This is a genomic window from Actinoplanes aureus, from assembly GCF_015704865.1.
Lineage (GTDB): Bacteria > Actinomycetota > Actinomycetes > Mycobacteriales > Micromonosporaceae > Actinoplanes > Actinoplanes aureus.
Window position 1 is genome coordinate 65,643 of sequence record NZ_JADQTO010000037.1, and the last position, 15,604, is coordinate 81,246.

A 15,604-nucleotide genomic window follows, 5' to 3' on the forward strand; every position below is an offset into this window, starting at 1 on the left:
AACGAGCGAAACATTTCTGTAACACATAGTCAAGGATGGATGGTTACGTTAACATCGCCGCAAAATCCCCCAACGGAAAGGCCGCGCCATGAAATTTGGGCGGTTGTGGGCCGGCGGCTTATTGGTCGCCGCTCTCCTGGTGGCACCGGGCGCGCCGGCAGCGCAGGCGGCGACGAACGGGTTCCGCGGTGTGAACTGGGCCGACGAACGTGACAACTTCGTGAACGACATCCTGGTCCTGGGTGGGCTGAGCACCTCGGACAGCTACGCCACGACGCAGGCCAAGGCGGACGACATCCTCACCGGCTTCCAGAACAACCTGGGTGCCAACACCGTCCGGATGCCGGTCAACCATCCGACGGTCTCGGGTGCCTACTGGAACTCGTACATCGGCGCCATCGACATGGCGAGCAGCAAAGGCATGAAGGTCATCCTCAGCTACTGGGAGAGCTCCGCCGACCGGGACGGATCGGTTGACGATCTTCCCCAGTTCTGGTCGATGTGGCAGACCATCGTGAACCGGTACGCCGGGAACGCGAACATCCACTTCGAGCCGTTCAACGAGCCCTACGCCTACAGCGACGCCGACTGGAAGAACCTGGCAGCCGAGTGGCTCAGCCGGTACCCGAGCGTTCCCCGCGGTCGGGTCATCATCAGCGGCGCCGGGTACAACCAGCGGCTCACCACGATCGGCAGCGACAGCCGGTTCGACGGCACGCTGATCTCCCGGCACACCTACCAGTTCTTCGACACCGGGCGGCTCACCGAGGACGCGTGGCGGGAGTCGCTGCGGACCAGCGTCGGCGCGTACGCGAGTCGGGTTCTGATCACCGAGTTCGGCGCGCCGATGACCGACGGCCGCAACTACAACGCGCCTACCGCGACCGACAGCTTCGTGGCTTTCATCCGCGGCACCGCCGCGGAGGCCCGATCGCTCGGGCTGGGCACGGTCTACTGGCCGGGGGTACGCCCGAACGACTGGTACCGCCTCCAGCAGATCAACGGCAGCGGTACGAACCTGACGCTCTCCACGACCAGCGCCTCGGGTCGTGACCAGCTCCGGTACTCGTGGGGTCTGGACGGCGGGGGCAACGTGGCGCTCCCGCACTACCGGCTGGTGAACCGCAACAGCAACCGGGTCCTCGACGTGGTCAGCTCGTCGATCGCCAACAGCGCCGAGGTCAAGCAGTACGGGTGGAACGGAGGCCAGAACCAGCAGTGGTCCCTTGAGGATCTCGGTACGGGGTATCTGCGGATCGTCAACCGGTTCAGTGGGAAATGCCTGGACGTGGCGTCGGCCTCCACCGCCGACGGAGCCAATGTCGTTCAGTACACCTGCGGCGGCGGGACCAACCAGCAGTGGCAGTGGCAGGGCTCTCGTCTCGTCGCGCGGCACAGCGGGAAATGTCTTGATGTAGTGGGATCGGGAACCGGCGACGGGGTGGACGTCAGCGTCTATGCGTGCCATTCCGGGACCAACCAGCAGTGGACGCTGGTGGCGTCATGAAGCGACTCCTGGCCTTCTTGACCGTGTTTCTGCTGGTGACCCCGGGGGCGGCACACGCTGCGCCGGTCACCGTCACCAACGGCGTGCAGTTCATCGACACCGGCGGCAACGTGGTGCACGCCCACGGCGGCGGCATCCTCAAGGACGGCAACTACTACTACTGGTTCGGGGAGAACCGCAACGCGGACAACACGTTCCGGGCCGTCTCCGTCTACCGGTCCACCGACCTGCGCACCTGGGAGTTCCGCAACAACGTGCTGACCCCGGCCGCCGCCGGCGAGCTGCAGGGCGCCAACATCGAACGGCCGAAGGTCATCTACAACGCGTCCACCGGCCGGTACGTGATGTGGATGCACAAGGAGAACGGGCAGAACTACAGCGAGGCCCGGGCCGCGGTGGCCTCGTCGGCCACGATCGACGGCACGTACACCTATCACGGCAGCTTCCGGCCGCTCGGCCACATGTCGCGGGACATCACGCTCTACAACGACGGTGGGACCGCGTACATGATCTCCGCCGCGGACGAGAACTACGACCTGCACATCTACCGGCTCACCGCCGACTATCTGAACGTGGCCACGCTGGTCGGCAACTTCTGGAACGACGCACACCGGGAAGCACCGGCCATGTTCAAGCGGGGCAGCACGTACTTCCTGCTCACCTCCGGTGCCACCGGCTGGAACCCCAACCAGGCCAAGTACGCGACCGCGTCCTCGATCACCGGCCCGTGGACCGGCTGGACCAACGTCGGTGACGGCACCACCTTCCGCTCCCAGCCCACCTACGTGCTCCCGGTCGGCAACAGCTTCCTGTACATGGGTGACCGCTGGGCCGGAGCGTGGAGCGGCCCGGTCAACGACTCCCAGTACGTCTGGCTGCCGATCACCTTCCCGTCGGCGACCAGCATGAGCCTGACCTGGTACCCGACCATCACGATCGACACGGCGGCCGGCACGGTCACCGGCACCCCGGTCACCTACTACCGGGTGACCAACCGCAACAGCGGCCGGGTGATGGACGTGATCAGCTCCTCGGTCGCCGACAACGCCGAGATCAAACAGTGGGGCTGGAACGGCGGCGCCAACCAGCGCTGGGAGTTCCGCGACGTGGGCGGCGGCTATTTCAATGTCGTCAACCAGAACAGCGGCAAGTGTCTGGACGTCGCCTCGTCGTCCACGGCCGACGGCGCGAACGTGATCCAGTACGCGTGCGGCGGCGGCAGCAATCAGCAGTGGCAGTGGCAGTCGTTCAGTGGCTACTTCCGGCTGGTCGCCCGGCACAGCGGCAAGTGCCTGGACGTGGTCAGCGGGGGCACCGGCGACGGCGCCGACATCAGCCAGTACGCCTGCAACTCCGGCACCAACCAGCAGTGGTCCCGCACCGCGGTGTGACCTGCGGCACTGCCGGCCGTTCGCACGGATCGGCAGTGCCGCCACTCATATCGGCATGACGAACGAGCCGAACTCCACGCCGCTCTCGATCCTGAGTACCTCGCTTCCCGGGGGTAACCGCCGTCTTCCTGGCCACCGATTCCCTCGAGGTGACCACACTGGCGGCGGTCCTCGGGGGCCCTTGACATGCGAGACGAGGCCGCGCCGGGCGGACCCGCGATTCCGGCGACCGAAGTCCGCCCTCGGAAGGGCTGGTGGACCCGCGGGTCTCAGCCGGAGTCTTCGCCGCCGGAGCCGGAAGCCGAGGGCGTCTGATCCCATTCGCCGCTCACGCTGACGCGGATCGGCCGGGCGCTCGACGTGCTGGACATCCGGTTCCTCAACGACGGCGGCGGTAGCCTGCTGGCGATGTGGGAGCGGCACGCGACGCTGCTCACTCTGGAAGGCCCGGACGACGAGATCCTCGTCATGCGGGTCCATGACGAGGATCTCGTCGAGCTCATCGACTGCGGGGCCGCGGTGGCGACGTCCTTCGTCGACTGGCTGCACGAGGAGGGGGGACTGCTGTAGCCCTCAGGCCGGGTGGCGCAACAGCGGGCGCGCGAGCCAGGTCGCGGCCAGCGCCACCAGGCAGAGGGCGGCCAGGCTCAGGAAGCCGATGCGGAACGAGCCGGTGGCGTCCTTGACCGCGCCCAGGGCGTACACGAACGCGAAGCTGCCCAGGTTCGCGCAGAAATTGCCGAAACCGCTGATCAGGCCGGCGCGTTGCGCGCCGAGCACCTCCAGGGGTACGGCGAACAGCGGGCCGAAGTAGACCTGGACGAAGACCGACACGAGCGCGACCACGAGCAGCACGCCGAGCATGCCGGGCACGTACGTGAGCAGGGTCAGGCCGGCGGTGAGGCCGGCCAGGGAGCCGCCGATGATCAGCAACGGCCGGCCGACCCGGTCGGACACGTACCCGCCGAGGAAGTTGGCCGGGGCGGTGACCGCCGAGCCGAGCGCGGCCACCAGCCCGGCCGCGGCGAGCGACTGGCCGCGGTCGACCACCAGGTAGGTGGGGAGCCAGAAGGTGAAGCCCTGCGCTACGGCGAGCCGGGCGAACTGGATGACACCGGTCAGCCACATGATCGGATGCCGGAGCAGGGCGGGCAGGTCGCGGACGCGTACCCCGCCCTGGGCGGCGGGGCTGTCGCCGGCACCGGCCCACCAGTAGAGCGCGCACGCCAGCAGGCCGCCGGCGGCGAACAGCACGAACAACGGTTGCCAGCCGAGCGGGCGGACCAGCAGCGGGCCCAGCGAGCTGAGCAGGATGTTCGACGAGAAGCCGCCGACCACGTACAGGCCCATCGCGGTGGCCCGCCGGCCGGACGGGAACTGCTGGGTCATCAGCAGCAGCCCGGGCGCGAACACCAGCGCCCGGAAGAACCCGGACAGCGCCTGGTTGAGCAGCAACGCCTCGTAGGAGGTGAGCACGGTGAACAGCGCGGCCAGCAGATTGGTGCCGAGCAGTCCGGTCAGGAACAGGCGGCGCGGGGTGAACCGGTCGGCCAGGTAACCGGAGGGGACCTGCATCAGGGCGTACACCAGGTTGGTGACCGCGGCGAGCGTGCCCGCCTGGGTGAAGCTGAGCCCCAGGTCGGAGCGGATGAGCGGCAGGAACAGGGCCAGCCCGCCGAAGATGAGCCCCTGAGTGCTCTGGCAGACGACCACCAGCGTGATGATCGAACGCCGTCGTCCGGCACGGCTCAAGGTCACCACGTCACCGACCGTACCCGGTGGCGCATATTGATATGAGCCGGGCGGGATGGCGACGGAGCCCTCCCGCGCAGGACAATGCGTAGGTGCATCACCTTCGATGCTCCGTGGAGCGGATCGGCACGCGCCTGCTCGTCAGGTGCGGAGGCGAACTCTGCGTCGCGACGGTCCCGCAGGTCCGGGCCGCGCTCATCAAGTGCCTGGTCGAGCAGCCGGACGCGGTGATCGCCGACCTGGCCGGGACGGTGGTGATCGAACGGACGGCCTTGTCGGTGTTCGCCGCGGTCGCCCGGCAGGCCGCTCTCTGGCCGGGCACCCCGCTGCTGATCTCCGGGACCGATCGCCAGACCGCCGAGTGGCTGGTCGCCGGGCACAGCCGGCTGGCGGCGTTCCCCTCCGCCGACGACGCCCTGGCGGCCGAGTCGCGCCGTCTGACCACGTCGGTCAGTGACCTCCTGCTTCCGCTCGCCGGGTCGGCCCAGCGGGCCCGGCACGTCACCGTCGAGGCGTGCATCCGCTGGGAACTGCCGGAACTGGCCGCACCGGCCAGCCTGGTGGTGAGCGAGCTGGTGGCGAACGCCGTGATGCACGCCGAGACGATGATCGACCTGCGCGTGAACCTGGGCCGCCGCTATCTCATGATCGCGGTACGGGACGGGTCGAGCGCTCCGCCGCGCCTGCCACCCGGATCGCCGGACGGCCCGGCGTCGGCGCACGGGTTGCACCTCGTCGACGCGCTGACCATGCACTGGGGCTCGATGCCCGCCGAGGGCGGGAAGGTGGTCTGGGCGACGCTGGCCAGGACCTGAGCCACCGAGCAGCCGCGCGGCACCTCGTCAGACACGGGCAGGCCGGCGCGGCGGCGGCAAGGCCGCCACCGGAGGCGCTCGAAGCCGGGCAGGCCGCTGCGGTTGGCGGGATTCAGCGCACGCGCCGTCATCACCCGGTCGCCGTGCGACGCGGAGACGCCCTCGATCTCTTCTCCCCGATAATGTGCATCCTGAAGTGCGTGTTTCCGCCGGAAGGGGAGGCGATGGCCCGCTACGCGGTCCTGCTGCGCGGCATCAATCTCGGTCGATCCAGGCGGGTCGGCATGGCCGACCTTCGGGCGCTGCTCGTCGAGGAGGGGTACGAGGGAGTCGCGACCCTGCTCCAGAGTGGCAACGTCGTCCTCGAGTCGGACATGTCGCCCGCCACGCTGCGAAAGGCGCTGGAAGGCACTCTGCAGGAGCGGTTCGGGATGCCGATCGAGGTGATCCTGCGCAGCCGTGACGAGCTGGCGGCCGTGGTGCGGCGCAACCCGCTCGGGAACGTGGCGGACGACGGCTCCCGGTATGTGGTGGCGTTTCTGGCCTCACCGGCGACCGGAGATGATCCGCTGGCGGGTGTCGACGCCGGCGACGAGCGCTATGTGATCTCCGGTTCGGAGATGTATCTGTGGCTGCCGGCCGGGCAACAGAACAGCCCGCTCATGAAGGCGCTTGGCAAGATCAAAAACGGGCCTTCGGCGACCGTACGGAACTGGAATACGGTGGAGAAACTCCTGGCGATGCTGGATCGTCCTGGAGCGTGATCGTGGTTCAACGGGTTCGGGTCCGGTGGAGCGCGGCCGGCCGGGGCGCGCGGCACGCCGATGCTCGCCGTGGTCTGAGCAAGCCGGTTCTGCTGCCTGACGCGCTGCCCGACGGCGACGTGGTGGTCCATGAGGTCCTGGCCGACGAGGCGAACGGGTATGTCCGCCGGGGCGAGGTGCTGACCGGTGAGAGCACCGGGCTCGGCCTTCAGTTCGGCGGGGACGAGGCGGCGCTGACCGTGGCCCTGCTGCCGTGGGCGGTCTATCCGCGCCGGGAGTGGCCGGCCAAGCTGTTCACGCTGGGTCCGGGGCAGGTCGGTCGTTATCGGGCGAACTTCCGCTTTCTCATCACCCGGTGTTGCTGCAACCCCAGCTGGTACTACGAGGACTGGCTGGTGCATGTCAGCAACGGGTCGCCGCGACCTGATCGGTTCGTGCACGGCAAGCCGCACTTCGCCGTCGACCACCGGGTCCATTTGTATGGCGGGCGTGCCCGTTCCGGTCAGTGAATGGTCAGGGCGCCGTCGGCGACGGTGAGCGTGCCCGGTGGCGTGCGGGCGAAGGTGTGCGGGGCGGCGAACGCGGTGGTGTCCAGCGTCAGGCGGGCCACCTCGGGGAACTGCTCGGAGCGTAGCCGCCAGGTGCTGTCATCGGACGGGGCGGCGAGGTTGATCGTCGCGGCGGTGTGCCAGCTGACCAGGGTCAGCTGGGCGAGGTCAGGCGGACCGGTGAAGGCGGGTCTGACCCTCGGCCGGCTGTCGTTCAGCTCGGCAGCGAGGTACGGGCTTCGGGCGGTCCACTTCTCGACCAGGCCCCGGAACGCCGCATCGCGCTCCGGGGCGCCTGCGGCGGCGAGCACGTCACTGCCCGCTCCGGCGAGGGCGGCGCACAACTCGCGTACCGGTATCCGGCCGACGACGTGCGGGAACCGGACGGCGCGGATCGCCACCATCGCCCGGTAGACGGCGAAGGCCGCCTGACGGGCGACGCCCAGCGGCGGGCGGGTCGGCTGCCGCGGTCCACGCCGGCGCGTCCGGGCAGTGGTGGCGTCGGCGGCCCGGCCGGCGTGCGAGAAGTGCCACGACCAGTCCTCGATGTAGACGGTCGCGGCCTTCGCGCGCAGCCGGCCTCGGGCGCCGATGCGGATGTCCGGGCCGGTCATCAGGGGTACGCCGGAGCGATCGTCACTGTCGAACCGGACCAGGTCGACGCCGTCGAGGTACAGGTGGACGGCCGGGGTCTGCGGGCTGTCCGGGGCGGCGTACCGGCGTGGTGCGGAGAGCTCGACGAAGCCGGACAGGTCGCTGCCGGCCCGCTCGACCCGAAGCATGCCGACCTCGGCGCGGTCCAGGTCGTAGTCACGGCCCAGGTCGATCTCGTCGAGCGGGGTCAGGGCGGGCATGACCAGGCCGAGGTAGTCGCGGTGGTGCGCCGGTTCCTCGGCCGCTTTGCCGAGCAGCGACCGCATTTCCGGGCCGGCGATCTCGATCATCCATTCGCGGCGGGACAGTGCCAGGTCCGCCATCCAGGCGAGGGCGGCTCGCGCGCGTCGTTCACGTAGCCAGTCGGGGCGGGTGAGCGCCGCGCGGAACAGCGGTCGCGTGTTGTTGTCCCAGACGTCGGCGATCCGCGCGACCTCACGGCGGTCGAAGTGGCGGCCGTCCGCGGCGAGCTGCGCGATGCTGGTGATCGATTGGTCCAGCAGCCCGGCGAGCATCGGCATTGCGGCGAACCTGCCCATGTCCGCGCTCCGATCGTGTGGCCGCATGGCCGTCCAAGAGTGACATACGTGCGCATATGGCATTCAGGGGCGTGCTTCGATGTCCACATACGACTAACGTGCTCGTGATGCGACGTTTGATCACGTTTTTGTCCCTGGTCCTCGGCGTGGTGCTTGGCGTGCCGGGCTCGGCGTCGGCGATCGCCAACGGCGAGCCGGTGCCGGACGGCAGATACCGCTTCTCGGTGAAGCTGACGATGACCGGAATTCCGACCGCCACCGGCGGGCGCCGCAACAGCGCCTGCTCAGGAGCTCTCGTCGCCGCCGAATGGGTGATCACCGCGGGGCACTGCTTCCGTGACGCGAACGGTGTGCGGGTCGAATACCCGGTGGCGGACCTGACGACGGCTACCGTCGGGCGCACCGACCTGGCCGGGACCGGCGGGCACGAGGTCGAGGTGGTCGCGGTGCGGCAGTCACCGACCGCGGACGTGGCCCTGGCCCGGCTGGCGACGCCGGTGCGCGACGTGCGCCCGATCAGGCTAGGCAAGCGCGCGCCGGAACCCGGCGATGTGCTGCGGGTGACCGGGTACGGGTCGACGACCAGCGTCAACCCGGCACCGGTAACGCGGCTGCGCACCGGCCAGATGGTCGTGGTGTCGGTAGCCTCCTCGGTGGTCGGCTTGAGCGGGTTCGCGCCGCAGCCGGACACGACGCCGTGCCCGTACGACTCGGGCGGCCCGTTCTTCACCGAGTCAAAGCGTGCCCGCCCGGCGCTCGTCGCGCTGGTGAGCGGCGGGCCGAGCTGTCCGCACACCGGGGTGGAGAGCGCCGCCCGGACCGACAACATCGCCGACTGGATCCGGGCCGCAATCCGCGCCGGATGACGGCATGCAGGACCGGACTAGGGCCCGATGCCGCTGCCGGCGGTCTCGCAACGGCGAGCCGGGCGACGCTGCCGTCGGGCGTCGCCCGGTGGGTTGCTGGGGCCGTCGGGCGTCACTAAGGGGCCCGCTGAGCCGGGGGTGTCGTCCGGTGGGTCGTTGGGCGTCGCCCGGTGATTTGCTGGGTCGTTGGGCGTCGCCCGGTGATTTGCTGGGTCGTGGGGCGTCGCGCGGTGGTTCGCTGGGGCCGTGGGGCGTCAGTGGGTGATTTGCTCGGCCGCCGGGCGTCACCGGGTGGTTCGCTGGGCCGTCGGGCGTCAGCGGGTGATTTGCTGGACGCCGGGCGTCACCGGGCGGTTCGCTGGGCCGACGGGCGTCAGCGGGTGATTTGCTGGACGCCGGGCGTCACCGGGTGGTTCGCTGGGCCGACGGGCGTCAGCGGGTGATTTGCTGAACGTCGGGCGTCACGCGGTGATCCGCTGGACCGCCGCCTTCGCGACGGAGCGGTTGCCCGCCTTGTCGATCGCGGTGTAGGTGAAGCGCATCGTGCCCTTGGCCGGAGCCTGGAACGGGGCGCGCCACGCGCCGGAGGCATCCGGCGCCACGGTGATGGCCCTCGTCCTTCGCGTGGCGGCTGCCCTGGACGCGACCTTCCGCCACCCGGCGCCGGTGTAGGCGAACCAGGTCTGGCCACGCTTCACCACGGCGGTCAGCGTCACACTGCGCACGCCGACACCGTCGTCGGACGCCTTGCCCGTCAGCGTCGCCCAGGACCTGCCGCTCGCCGGGTTCGCCGGTGTGGTCAGGGTGACGATCGGCCCGGTGGCGTCCTTCTTCGCGGTGACCGTGCCGGCGGCGCGCGGCGTGGCTGCGCCGTTCTCATTGACCGGCGCGACCGTGACCTCGAACGTGCCCGGAGCAGCGTACGCATGTGTGGTGGTCGCCTCGGCCACGCTGGCCTCGACGACGCTGGTCTGGCCGTCACCCCACGAGATTTTGATGTTGTCGGCCTCCTCATATGTCTGGTAGGCCAGTGTCACCGCGTCGCCGATCCAGGTCGTGGACTGCTTGACCTGATAGCCGCCGATGACCGTGGACACCGTGACACGCCCGGCCGACTCGCGGGTCCCGCCGGAGACGGTCACCGTCGGTGTGAACGTGCCGACGCTCTGATAGGTGTGCGGCACCTGCGTGGTGCTGCCCGGAACCGTCTCGGTCGTCCCGTCGCCCCAGTCGATGACCTGCGTGCTGTCGCCGGAAGCCGACGAGCGCAGGAGTGTGGTCGACTGGCCCGCCCAGATGCTGTAACTGGTCAGCCGGTACGGCCCGTCCGGTGCCGCCTCCCCGGACGCGAGGGTCGCCACGGTGACGGCGGCGCCACCGAGCACCGCTGCGCCGAGCGTGAGGCCGACGATCTTTTTCACGCGGCGGGGCTGGACCATGACCCGCAGAATACGGATCAGGCCGCTGCGTGATCAACTCTGGGTCCGGCGAGCGTAGGCGCGGGCCGCCCGTGCGCGGTCGCCACAGCGAATGGAACACCAGTGCCGGCGGCCGTTGCGCAACAGGAACCGGGTGCACGGTGGCGAGTCGCAGGCGGCCAGCCGGTCGGCGTCAGGGCCGGTCAGCAGGTCAGCGGCGTCAGCGGCCAGAACGCCGAGGGCATGGTCGACGACCTGGTCGGTCGGGTGCGGCGCCACCCGGTAGGGCCCGGCGGAGCTGACCCACCGTAGCGGGGCTGCGGTGGGCACCCGGGTGAGCGCGTCGTTGACCGCGGTCACCGCCTCAGCGGGTGGCAGGGTGCGGTCGATGCGGGCGGTCAACAAGGCCCGGACGTGCTGCCGCAGGGCGCGCACCCGGGTCGCGCAGATCTCGTGCAGCCGCGCATCGGGTGGAACGAGACCCCGGTCCACGAGCCAGCGGGTGGCGTCTGCCGGGGTGTCGATCAGATCCAGCACCTGGCCGCCGGTGCCGGTCAGCACGCTGTCGGCCAGATCCAGAGCGGGGTGGAGCTCGGCGCCCGGAGCGGCTGGCGGATGAACGACCTCGGTCATGCTTCTCACGTTAGGGCTTGCCGTCATCCGTGACAAGCGGATAACGTCACGGATGACAGCCGATTTTTCCGTGAGGAGTCCGTGATGGTGGATGTTCGTGTCTACGGTGGCCCGACAGCACTCTTCGAGTTCGGTGGCCTGCGCTTCCTGACCGATCCGACCTTCGACGAGCCCGGCGACTATCCGTTGCCGCGCGGCAGCGTGCTGACCAAGACCGCGCCGTCCGCGATCACGCCCGCCGAGCTCGGCCCGGTCGACGTGGTGCTGCTCTCGCACGACCAGCACCCCGACAATCTCGACGACTCCGGGCGGGAGCTGCTGTCCCGTGTGCCGCTGACCCTGACGACCGAGAGCGGGGCGGGCCGACTCGCCGGCAACGCGCGGGGTCTCGCGCCCTGGGCTTCCACCGAGCTGGAGCGTCCCGGCGGCGGCACGGTCACTGTGACGGCGGTGCCCGCGCTGCACGGTCCCGAGGGCTCGGAGCCCATCGTGGGCGAGGTCGTCGGATTCGTCCTGACCGGCGACGGCTTGCCCACCGTCTACGTCAGCGGCGACAACGCCTCACTCGACCGCGTCAAGCAGATCGCCGACCGTTTCGGCCCGATCGACACGGCGATCCTGTTCGCCGGCGCCGTCCGCGGCGACTTCGTCGGGAATGCGCTGCTCACTCTCGACAGCGCCCAAGCCGCCGAGGCGGCGGTCATCCTCGGAGCCCGGCACATCGTGCCGGTGCACTACAACAGCTGGGCGCACTTCACCGAGGGCCGGGACAGGCTGGAGGAAGCATTCTCGGCCGCCGGCCTCGCCGGCCGGGTGCAATGGCCGTGACCAACAGTCGCCCTCACCCGCGTGTGCTGGTCACGGCCCGGCGGTTGCGGCAGTGCACGCATGCGGTGGCGGGGCGGGTCCTAGCCGGCTGCGGCTGATTGCCGGCCTGAGACCTACGGCTCCTCCACCGCTGCGATCCGGTATTTACGGACCTCGGCCGCGAGGATCGGGGGAAGTTCCATGTCCGGGCCGCCGGAATCGCGGAAGGCGTGCAGGTGCTCGTCGGACTCCCACCGTTCGAAGACGTTGATCCGCCCGGCATCGAGCTCGTCCGGCGCCTGCGAGAAGTCGAAACAGCCGGGTGCCTGCCGTGCCAGCCGAGACACGTCGGCCACCGCGGTCAGATAACGGTCCCGTTCAGCCGGATCGACCTGCAACATCCCCGCGATGATGATCACTTAACCTCCTGGAGGCTCTGACAGGAATTGAACATGCGCCCAAGGCGGCCTGAACAGGATGCCGTCCCCTGCCCGGTCATGCTGCTCAGCGCACCGCCATCTAGGCGAATCCCACCCTGAGCGGGCAGTCACCGAAGGTCAGCCGCAGCCCATCTTCGGCCGCCAGCGTCAACGACTCGGCCGGCGGCGGACCGTTAAGGATCGGAATGCCAGCCGTTCCGAATATGGGGTTGGTCGGACTCACGAGATCCACACCGCCACGCTAGACCGATTAGTGCGACCAGGCACTGCGAGATCCCGGCGTGTCGTTTCCAGGCTGGCTCCGCGGGGGCTGGTTCCGAAAGGCTAGCGATGACCTCCTCGCGTGCCGGCCACTGCGGCTGACCTTCCTTGCGTGCCGGCCCCTGCGGCTGACCTTCCTTGCGTGCCGGCCGCCGCGACGACGCTCGACGGGGCCGCCAACCCTCCTGGGCCATCGCGACCCCTTGCGACTGCGCGTCGCCGCTGGCTGGACGTCGGCGTCGCTGCTGTGACTGGATGCCCCGGGTTTCGCTGTGCGTTGCTGGTGTCGGGGTGCCCAGTTGGCTGTGTGCTGCTGCTGGTGGCCGGGCCGGGTTGCGCCGGGAACGCCCGTCGATGTTGGCGTCGGCTCGCGTCCATATTGGCGCGATACATCACGTGCTGGTGATTTCGTTGTCACCTTTGGTATTGACCGATGAAACGGTCGTTCGTGACGATGGCCTTTCGGCGAACATACGGGGGTTCTTCGCGATGGCGACGGCTCTGTTCAAACAGCTCGCCGTGCCGCCTGACTCGCCATGCCATGCCGCGAGCCGTGTCGGACCTGGCTCTCGCCGCGCCATCACCGGCGGCTTCGCAGGAAGGCCTGGACGGGGCACGCGCGCAGGGCTGCTGGCCTCCGCCGGTACGTCGCCGCGCCGCCAGCTGGTTTTTGCTCCGGCCAGTGCGCGGGTTGGCATAGGACAGTCGGAGGGTTGTCGGAGGCCGGAGCAACGGCCGGAGGGGCCGTTGGGAGGCCGGAGCAATGGCCGGAGAGGGCTGGCGGGGCCGAACGAACGGCGGGGGCCGTCGGGAGACCAGAGGGATGGCCGGAGGGTCGTCGGAGGCCGGAAGAGTGGCCGGAGACCGCCGGGAGGCGGAACGAAGGTCCGGGGCAGTTTCGGGAGACCCGGGCAACTGTCGGAGGGGCCGCCGGGACGCGGAACGAAGGTCCGGGGGCCGTCTCGAGAGACCGGGGTAACTGCCGGAGGGGCCGCCGCGAGGCCGGGCGAACGGCTGGGGCCGTCGGGAGACCAGAGCAACTGCCGGAGGGGCCGCCGCGAGGCCGGGCGAACGGCTGGGGCCGTCGGGAGACCAGAGCAACTGCCGGAGGGCCGCCGTGAGGCCGGGCTAACGGCCAGAGGGCGGGCCGTGAGAACGGTATACGCCGCTTGAGGCTGTCGCCCAGTGCCCGCCCTGCGAAGTGCGGATGCCGGCGCAACGCCTGATTGAGGAGCTGATCGCCGATGCGTGGCCCTGCCAAGTTCGTTACCGCCCTGCTCGTTGGATCGCTGATCGTCGTGGCGGCGAACCGGCATGAGGATCGGACGGCCGCCGAACCGCCGGCCGCCGCCTCGCGGCCGTCGTCCACGGTGGATCACGACAGCGCCCAACCGCAGGAGGGGAGGAGCGCATCGGCCCGTGTAGGCAGCAAGCGTGGGGTGGATCCGAAGCAGCCAGCCGAGGGGAACCAGGCGGGCGACAAGAAGCCGGCGGGTGATAGGAAGCCGGCGGCGAGGAGAAAGTCGGCCGTGAAGACCGAGCCGGCGAGTGGCCGGAAGGCAGCGGTGAAGACCAAGCCGGTGGCCGGCGGGAAGCAGGTCGCGGCGAAGAAGCCGGGCCGTTCCAAAACCGTCGCGCTCACCTTCGACGATGGCCCGTCCCCGTACACGCCGCGGATTCTTGACATTTTGCGCCGCCACCGCGTCAAGGCCACGTTCTGCCTGCTCGGCAATAACGTCGGCGGGTATCGCAAGACCGCCAGGCGGATCGTTCGTGAAGGTCACCGCCTCTGCAACCACAGCCGTGACCACGCCGATTTCACCAGCCTGTCGCGGTCTGCTGCGCGGGCCAACGTGCGGCAGGCTCAGGCGAGGATTCGCAATGTGGCCGGGCGGGGCCCGCGGGCGTTTCGTTTCCCGTACGGCGCGAGCAATGCCGCGACCCGGGCTGTCGTGCGTGGTGAGGGCTTGCGCATCCTCGGCTGGACGGTCGACACCCGCGACTGGCAGGGGCCGCCGGCGTCGACGATCACCCGGCGTGCCGTGCGGAACGCGCATCCGGGCGCGGTCATTCTGATGCACGATGGCGGCGGCGACCGTAGTCACACGGTCGCCTCTCTCGGCGACACCATCCGCAGGCTCAAGGGGAAGGGATACACCTTCGTGCTGGCGTGAGTGCGGAAGGCCGGCTGGCGTGCTACGTTGCTTTCAACCGTACGGTTGAAAGGATGTCTAGTCATGAAACTGTCCGACCTGTCTCCCGCCGAGCGGCACCGGCAGATCGCCGCGAAGTTCACCGACCGCGTTGACGGCACCGAGAAGTGGGACGTGCCGGCGCCGGTGGCCGGGTGGACCGCCCGTGACGTGGTGCGCCACCTCGTCGAGTGGCTGCCCGGTTTCCTTGCCGCCGGTGGTGGCGGTGACCTGCCGAAGGGGCCGAGCGCGGACGAGGACCCGGCCGCGGCCTGGCGGGTGCAGTCGACCGCGGTGCAAGCACTGCTGGACGACCCGGAGACCGCGCGGCGGACCCTCTCCAACCGGCACTTCGGCGAGGTGCCGCTGGACCAGGCCATCGACCGCTTCTACACGTCCGACGTGTTCATGCACACCTGGGATCTGGCCCGCGCCACCGGTCAGGACGACCGGCTCGATCCGGAGGAGTGCGCGGTGTTGCTGGCCGGGATGGAGCCGATCGAGGAGGCGATGCGCGGCTCCGGGCAGTACGGTCCGGCGGTGCCCGTCCCCGCCGACGCCGACGCTCAGACCCGCATGCTCGGCTTCATCGGTCGCGACCCCGAGTGGCAGCCCGGCTCAGCCCCGGAGTGAGGCCCAGCTCAGACCTCCGGAGCAGAAGCCCAGCTCAGACCCGAGGGGAAGCCCGGCCCAGGCCCGAAGCTGAAGCCCTGCTCAGACCGGGAGCAGAAGCCCCGCCCGGACTAGAGACCCTTCGTGGTCAGGGTCTTGTCCGGGCCAACGTGGGTGCTGTCTGGCGGCCGTTGAGACAGCGTTGAGGTTGGGCCAAGCAAGATCACCGCTTGGGGACCCTGACCACGGAAGCCCTCTAGCGGTAGTTTGTCGCCTTTATGGTGGTAGATAGAGGTTGAGGGCGCGGCCGTTTCCGACGGCGTTGAGGAGTTGCTGGAGTTCACGGGGTGGCGGTTTGTTGGTCCAGGCTGTCCAACAGCGTTGCAGTAGCAGCCATGGGGTGAG

Annotated in this window: 15 protein-coding genes and 1 pseudogene; 10 read left to right on the forward strand and 6 right to left on the reverse strand. The window is 69.6% G+C overall.

The features are described from left to right. Positions 1-88: 88 nt before the first annotated feature. The 3 genes and pseudogenes from I4J89_RS43915 to I4J89_RS43925 all read left to right on the forward strand — a co-directional run. Positions 89-1,507, forward strand: a complete 1,419-nt coding sequence (locus I4J89_RS43915; protein ID WP_196420164.1) for a ricin-type beta-trefoil lectin domain protein — start codon at positions 89-91, stop codon at positions 1,505-1,507. Then, positions 1,504-2,898 (forward strand): RICIN domain-containing protein, encoded by a 1,395-nt coding sequence (locus tag I4J89_RS43920; protein WP_196420165.1) that lies wholly within the window; start codon positions 1,504-1,506, stop codon positions 2,896-2,898. The genes I4J89_RS43915 and I4J89_RS43920 overlap by 4 nt, the downstream gene beginning before the upstream one ends. 321 nt (positions 2,899-3,219) lie before the next feature. Further along, positions 3,220-3,468, forward strand: a pseudogene (locus tag I4J89_RS43925) (YbjN domain-containing protein); the annotation flags it as partial. A gap of 3 nt (positions 3,469-3,471) precedes the next feature. Here I4J89_RS43925 and I4J89_RS43930 read toward each other — a convergent pair. Further along, complete coding sequence (locus tag I4J89_RS43930) at positions 3,472-4,659, reverse strand: MFS transporter (protein WP_309238748.1); 1,188 nt, start codon at positions 4,657-4,659, stop codon at positions 3,472-3,474. A gap of 83 nt (positions 4,660-4,742) precedes the next feature. On the opposite strand from I4J89_RS43930, the gene I4J89_RS43935 reads away from it, so the two are divergent. The 3 genes from I4J89_RS43935 to I4J89_RS43945 all read left to right on the forward strand — a co-directional run bounded on the left by I4J89_RS43935 (position 4,743) and on the right by I4J89_RS43945 (position 6,738). Beyond that, positions 4,743-5,465, forward strand: coding sequence for an ATP-binding protein (locus I4J89_RS43935; RefSeq protein ID WP_196420166.1), 723 nt, complete (start codon positions 4,743-4,745; stop codon positions 5,463-5,465). Between the two features lie 200 nt (positions 5,466-5,665). Beyond that, on the forward strand, positions 5,666-6,229 hold the full coding sequence (locus I4J89_RS43940; protein WP_309238749.1) for a DUF1697 domain-containing protein: 564 nt from the start codon (positions 5,666-5,668) through the stop codon (positions 6,227-6,229). A 2-nt stretch (positions 6,230-6,231) separates the two neighbouring features. Further along, positions 6,232-6,738, forward strand: a complete 507-nt coding sequence (locus I4J89_RS43945) for a hypothetical protein (RefSeq protein ID WP_309238750.1) — start codon at positions 6,232-6,234, stop codon at positions 6,736-6,738. Here the strand turns inward: I4J89_RS43945 and I4J89_RS43950 are convergent. Next, positions 6,732-7,970: a hypothetical protein gene (locus I4J89_RS43950; RefSeq protein ID WP_196420167.1), complete on the reverse strand. Its 1,239-nt coding sequence runs from the start codon at positions 7,968-7,970 to the stop codon at positions 6,732-6,734. The two genes, I4J89_RS43945 and I4J89_RS43950, sit on opposite strands and share 7 nt — an antisense overlap. Before the next feature lie 107 nt (positions 7,971-8,077). Between I4J89_RS43950 and I4J89_RS43955 the strand changes: the two genes are divergently transcribed. After that, on the forward strand, positions 8,078-8,836 hold the full coding sequence (locus tag I4J89_RS43955; RefSeq protein ID WP_196420168.1) for a S1 family peptidase: 759 nt from the start codon (positions 8,078-8,080) through the stop codon (positions 8,834-8,836). A 461-nt stretch (positions 8,837-9,297) separates the two neighbouring features. Here I4J89_RS43955 and I4J89_RS43960 read toward each other — a convergent pair whose 3' ends face one another. Both I4J89_RS43960 and I4J89_RS43965 read right to left on the reverse strand, forming a co-directional pair. Continuing rightward, positions 9,298-10,275, reverse strand: coding sequence for a hypothetical protein (locus tag I4J89_RS43960; RefSeq protein ID WP_196420169.1), 978 nt, complete (start codon positions 10,273-10,275; stop codon positions 9,298-9,300). Positions 10,276-10,308: 33 nt separating this feature from the next. Then, positions 10,309-10,887, reverse strand: coding sequence for a CGNR zinc finger domain-containing protein (locus I4J89_RS43965; protein WP_196420170.1), 579 nt, complete (start codon positions 10,885-10,887; stop codon positions 10,309-10,311). An 84-nt stretch (positions 10,888-10,971) separates the two neighbouring features. On the opposite strand from I4J89_RS43965, the gene I4J89_RS43970 reads away from it, so the two are divergent. Then, a complete protein-coding gene (locus I4J89_RS43970) occupies positions 10,972-11,715 on the forward strand; it encodes an MBL fold metallo-hydrolase (RefSeq protein ID WP_196420171.1) in 744 nt (247 codons plus the stop codon). A 113-nt stretch (positions 11,716-11,828) separates the two neighbouring features. Here the strand turns inward: I4J89_RS43970 and I4J89_RS43975 are convergent, their stop codons facing one another. Together I4J89_RS43975 and I4J89_RS43980 are read right to left on the reverse strand one after the other, a co-directional pair. After that, positions 11,829-12,113: a putative quinol monooxygenase gene (locus I4J89_RS43975; protein ID WP_196420172.1), complete on the reverse strand. Its 285-nt coding sequence runs from the start codon at positions 12,111-12,113 to the stop codon at positions 11,829-11,831. A gap of 100 nt (positions 12,114-12,213) precedes the next feature. Continuing rightward, complete coding sequence (locus I4J89_RS43980) at positions 12,214-12,366, reverse strand: hypothetical protein (RefSeq protein WP_196420173.1); 153 nt, start codon at positions 12,364-12,366, stop codon at positions 12,214-12,216. A gap of 1,273 nt (positions 12,367-13,639) precedes the next feature. Between I4J89_RS43980 and I4J89_RS43985 the strand changes: the two genes are divergently transcribed. Then, positions 13,640-14,569, forward strand: a complete 930-nt coding sequence (locus tag I4J89_RS43985) for a polysaccharide deacetylase family protein (RefSeq protein WP_196420174.1) — start codon at positions 13,640-13,642, stop codon at positions 14,567-14,569. A gap of 63 nt (positions 14,570-14,632) precedes the next feature. Next, positions 14,633-15,220 (forward strand): TIGR03086 family metal-binding protein, encoded by a 588-nt coding sequence (locus I4J89_RS43990; protein WP_196420175.1) that lies wholly within the window; start codon positions 14,633-14,635, stop codon positions 15,218-15,220. Positions 15,221-15,604 lie beyond the last annotated feature (384 nt).

What these genes read in the sequence shown, in the direction of transcription:
- I4J89_RS43915 (WP_196420164.1), top strand. Translation starts at nt 89, where the DNA reads ATGAAATTTGGGCGGTTGTGGGCCGGCGGCTTATTGGTCGCCGCTCTC.
- I4J89_RS43990 (WP_196420175.1), top strand. Translation starts at nt 14,633, where the DNA reads ATGAAACTGTCCGACCTGTCTCCCGCCGAGCGGCACCGGCAGATCGCC.
- I4J89_RS43985 (WP_196420174.1), top strand. Translation starts at nt 13,640, where the DNA reads ATGCGTGGCCCTGCCAAGTTCGTTACCGCCCTGCTCGTTGGATCGCTG.
- I4J89_RS43920 (WP_196420165.1), top strand. Translation starts at nt 1,504, where the DNA reads ATGAAGCGACTCCTGGCCTTCTTGACCGTGTTTCTGCTGGTGACCCCG.
- I4J89_RS43955 (WP_196420168.1), top strand. Translation starts at nt 8,078, where the DNA reads ATGCGACGTTTGATCACGTTTTTGTCCCTGGTCCTCGGCGTGGTGCTT.
- I4J89_RS43960 (WP_196420169.1), bottom strand. Translation starts at nt 10,275, where the DNA reads ATGGTCCAGCCCCGCCGCGTGAAAAAGATCGTCGGCCTCACGCTCGGC.
- I4J89_RS43970 (WP_196420171.1), top strand. Translation starts at nt 10,972, where the DNA reads ATGGTGGATGTTCGTGTCTACGGTGGCCCGACAGCACTCTTCGAGTTC.
- I4J89_RS43950 (WP_196420167.1), bottom strand. Translation starts at nt 7,970, where the DNA reads ATGGGCAGGTTCGCCGCAATGCCGATGCTCGCCGGGCTGCTGGACCAA.
- I4J89_RS43965 (WP_196420170.1), bottom strand. Translation starts at nt 10,887, where the DNA reads ATGACCGAGGTCGTTCATCCGCCAGCCGCTCCGGGCGCCGAGCTCCAC.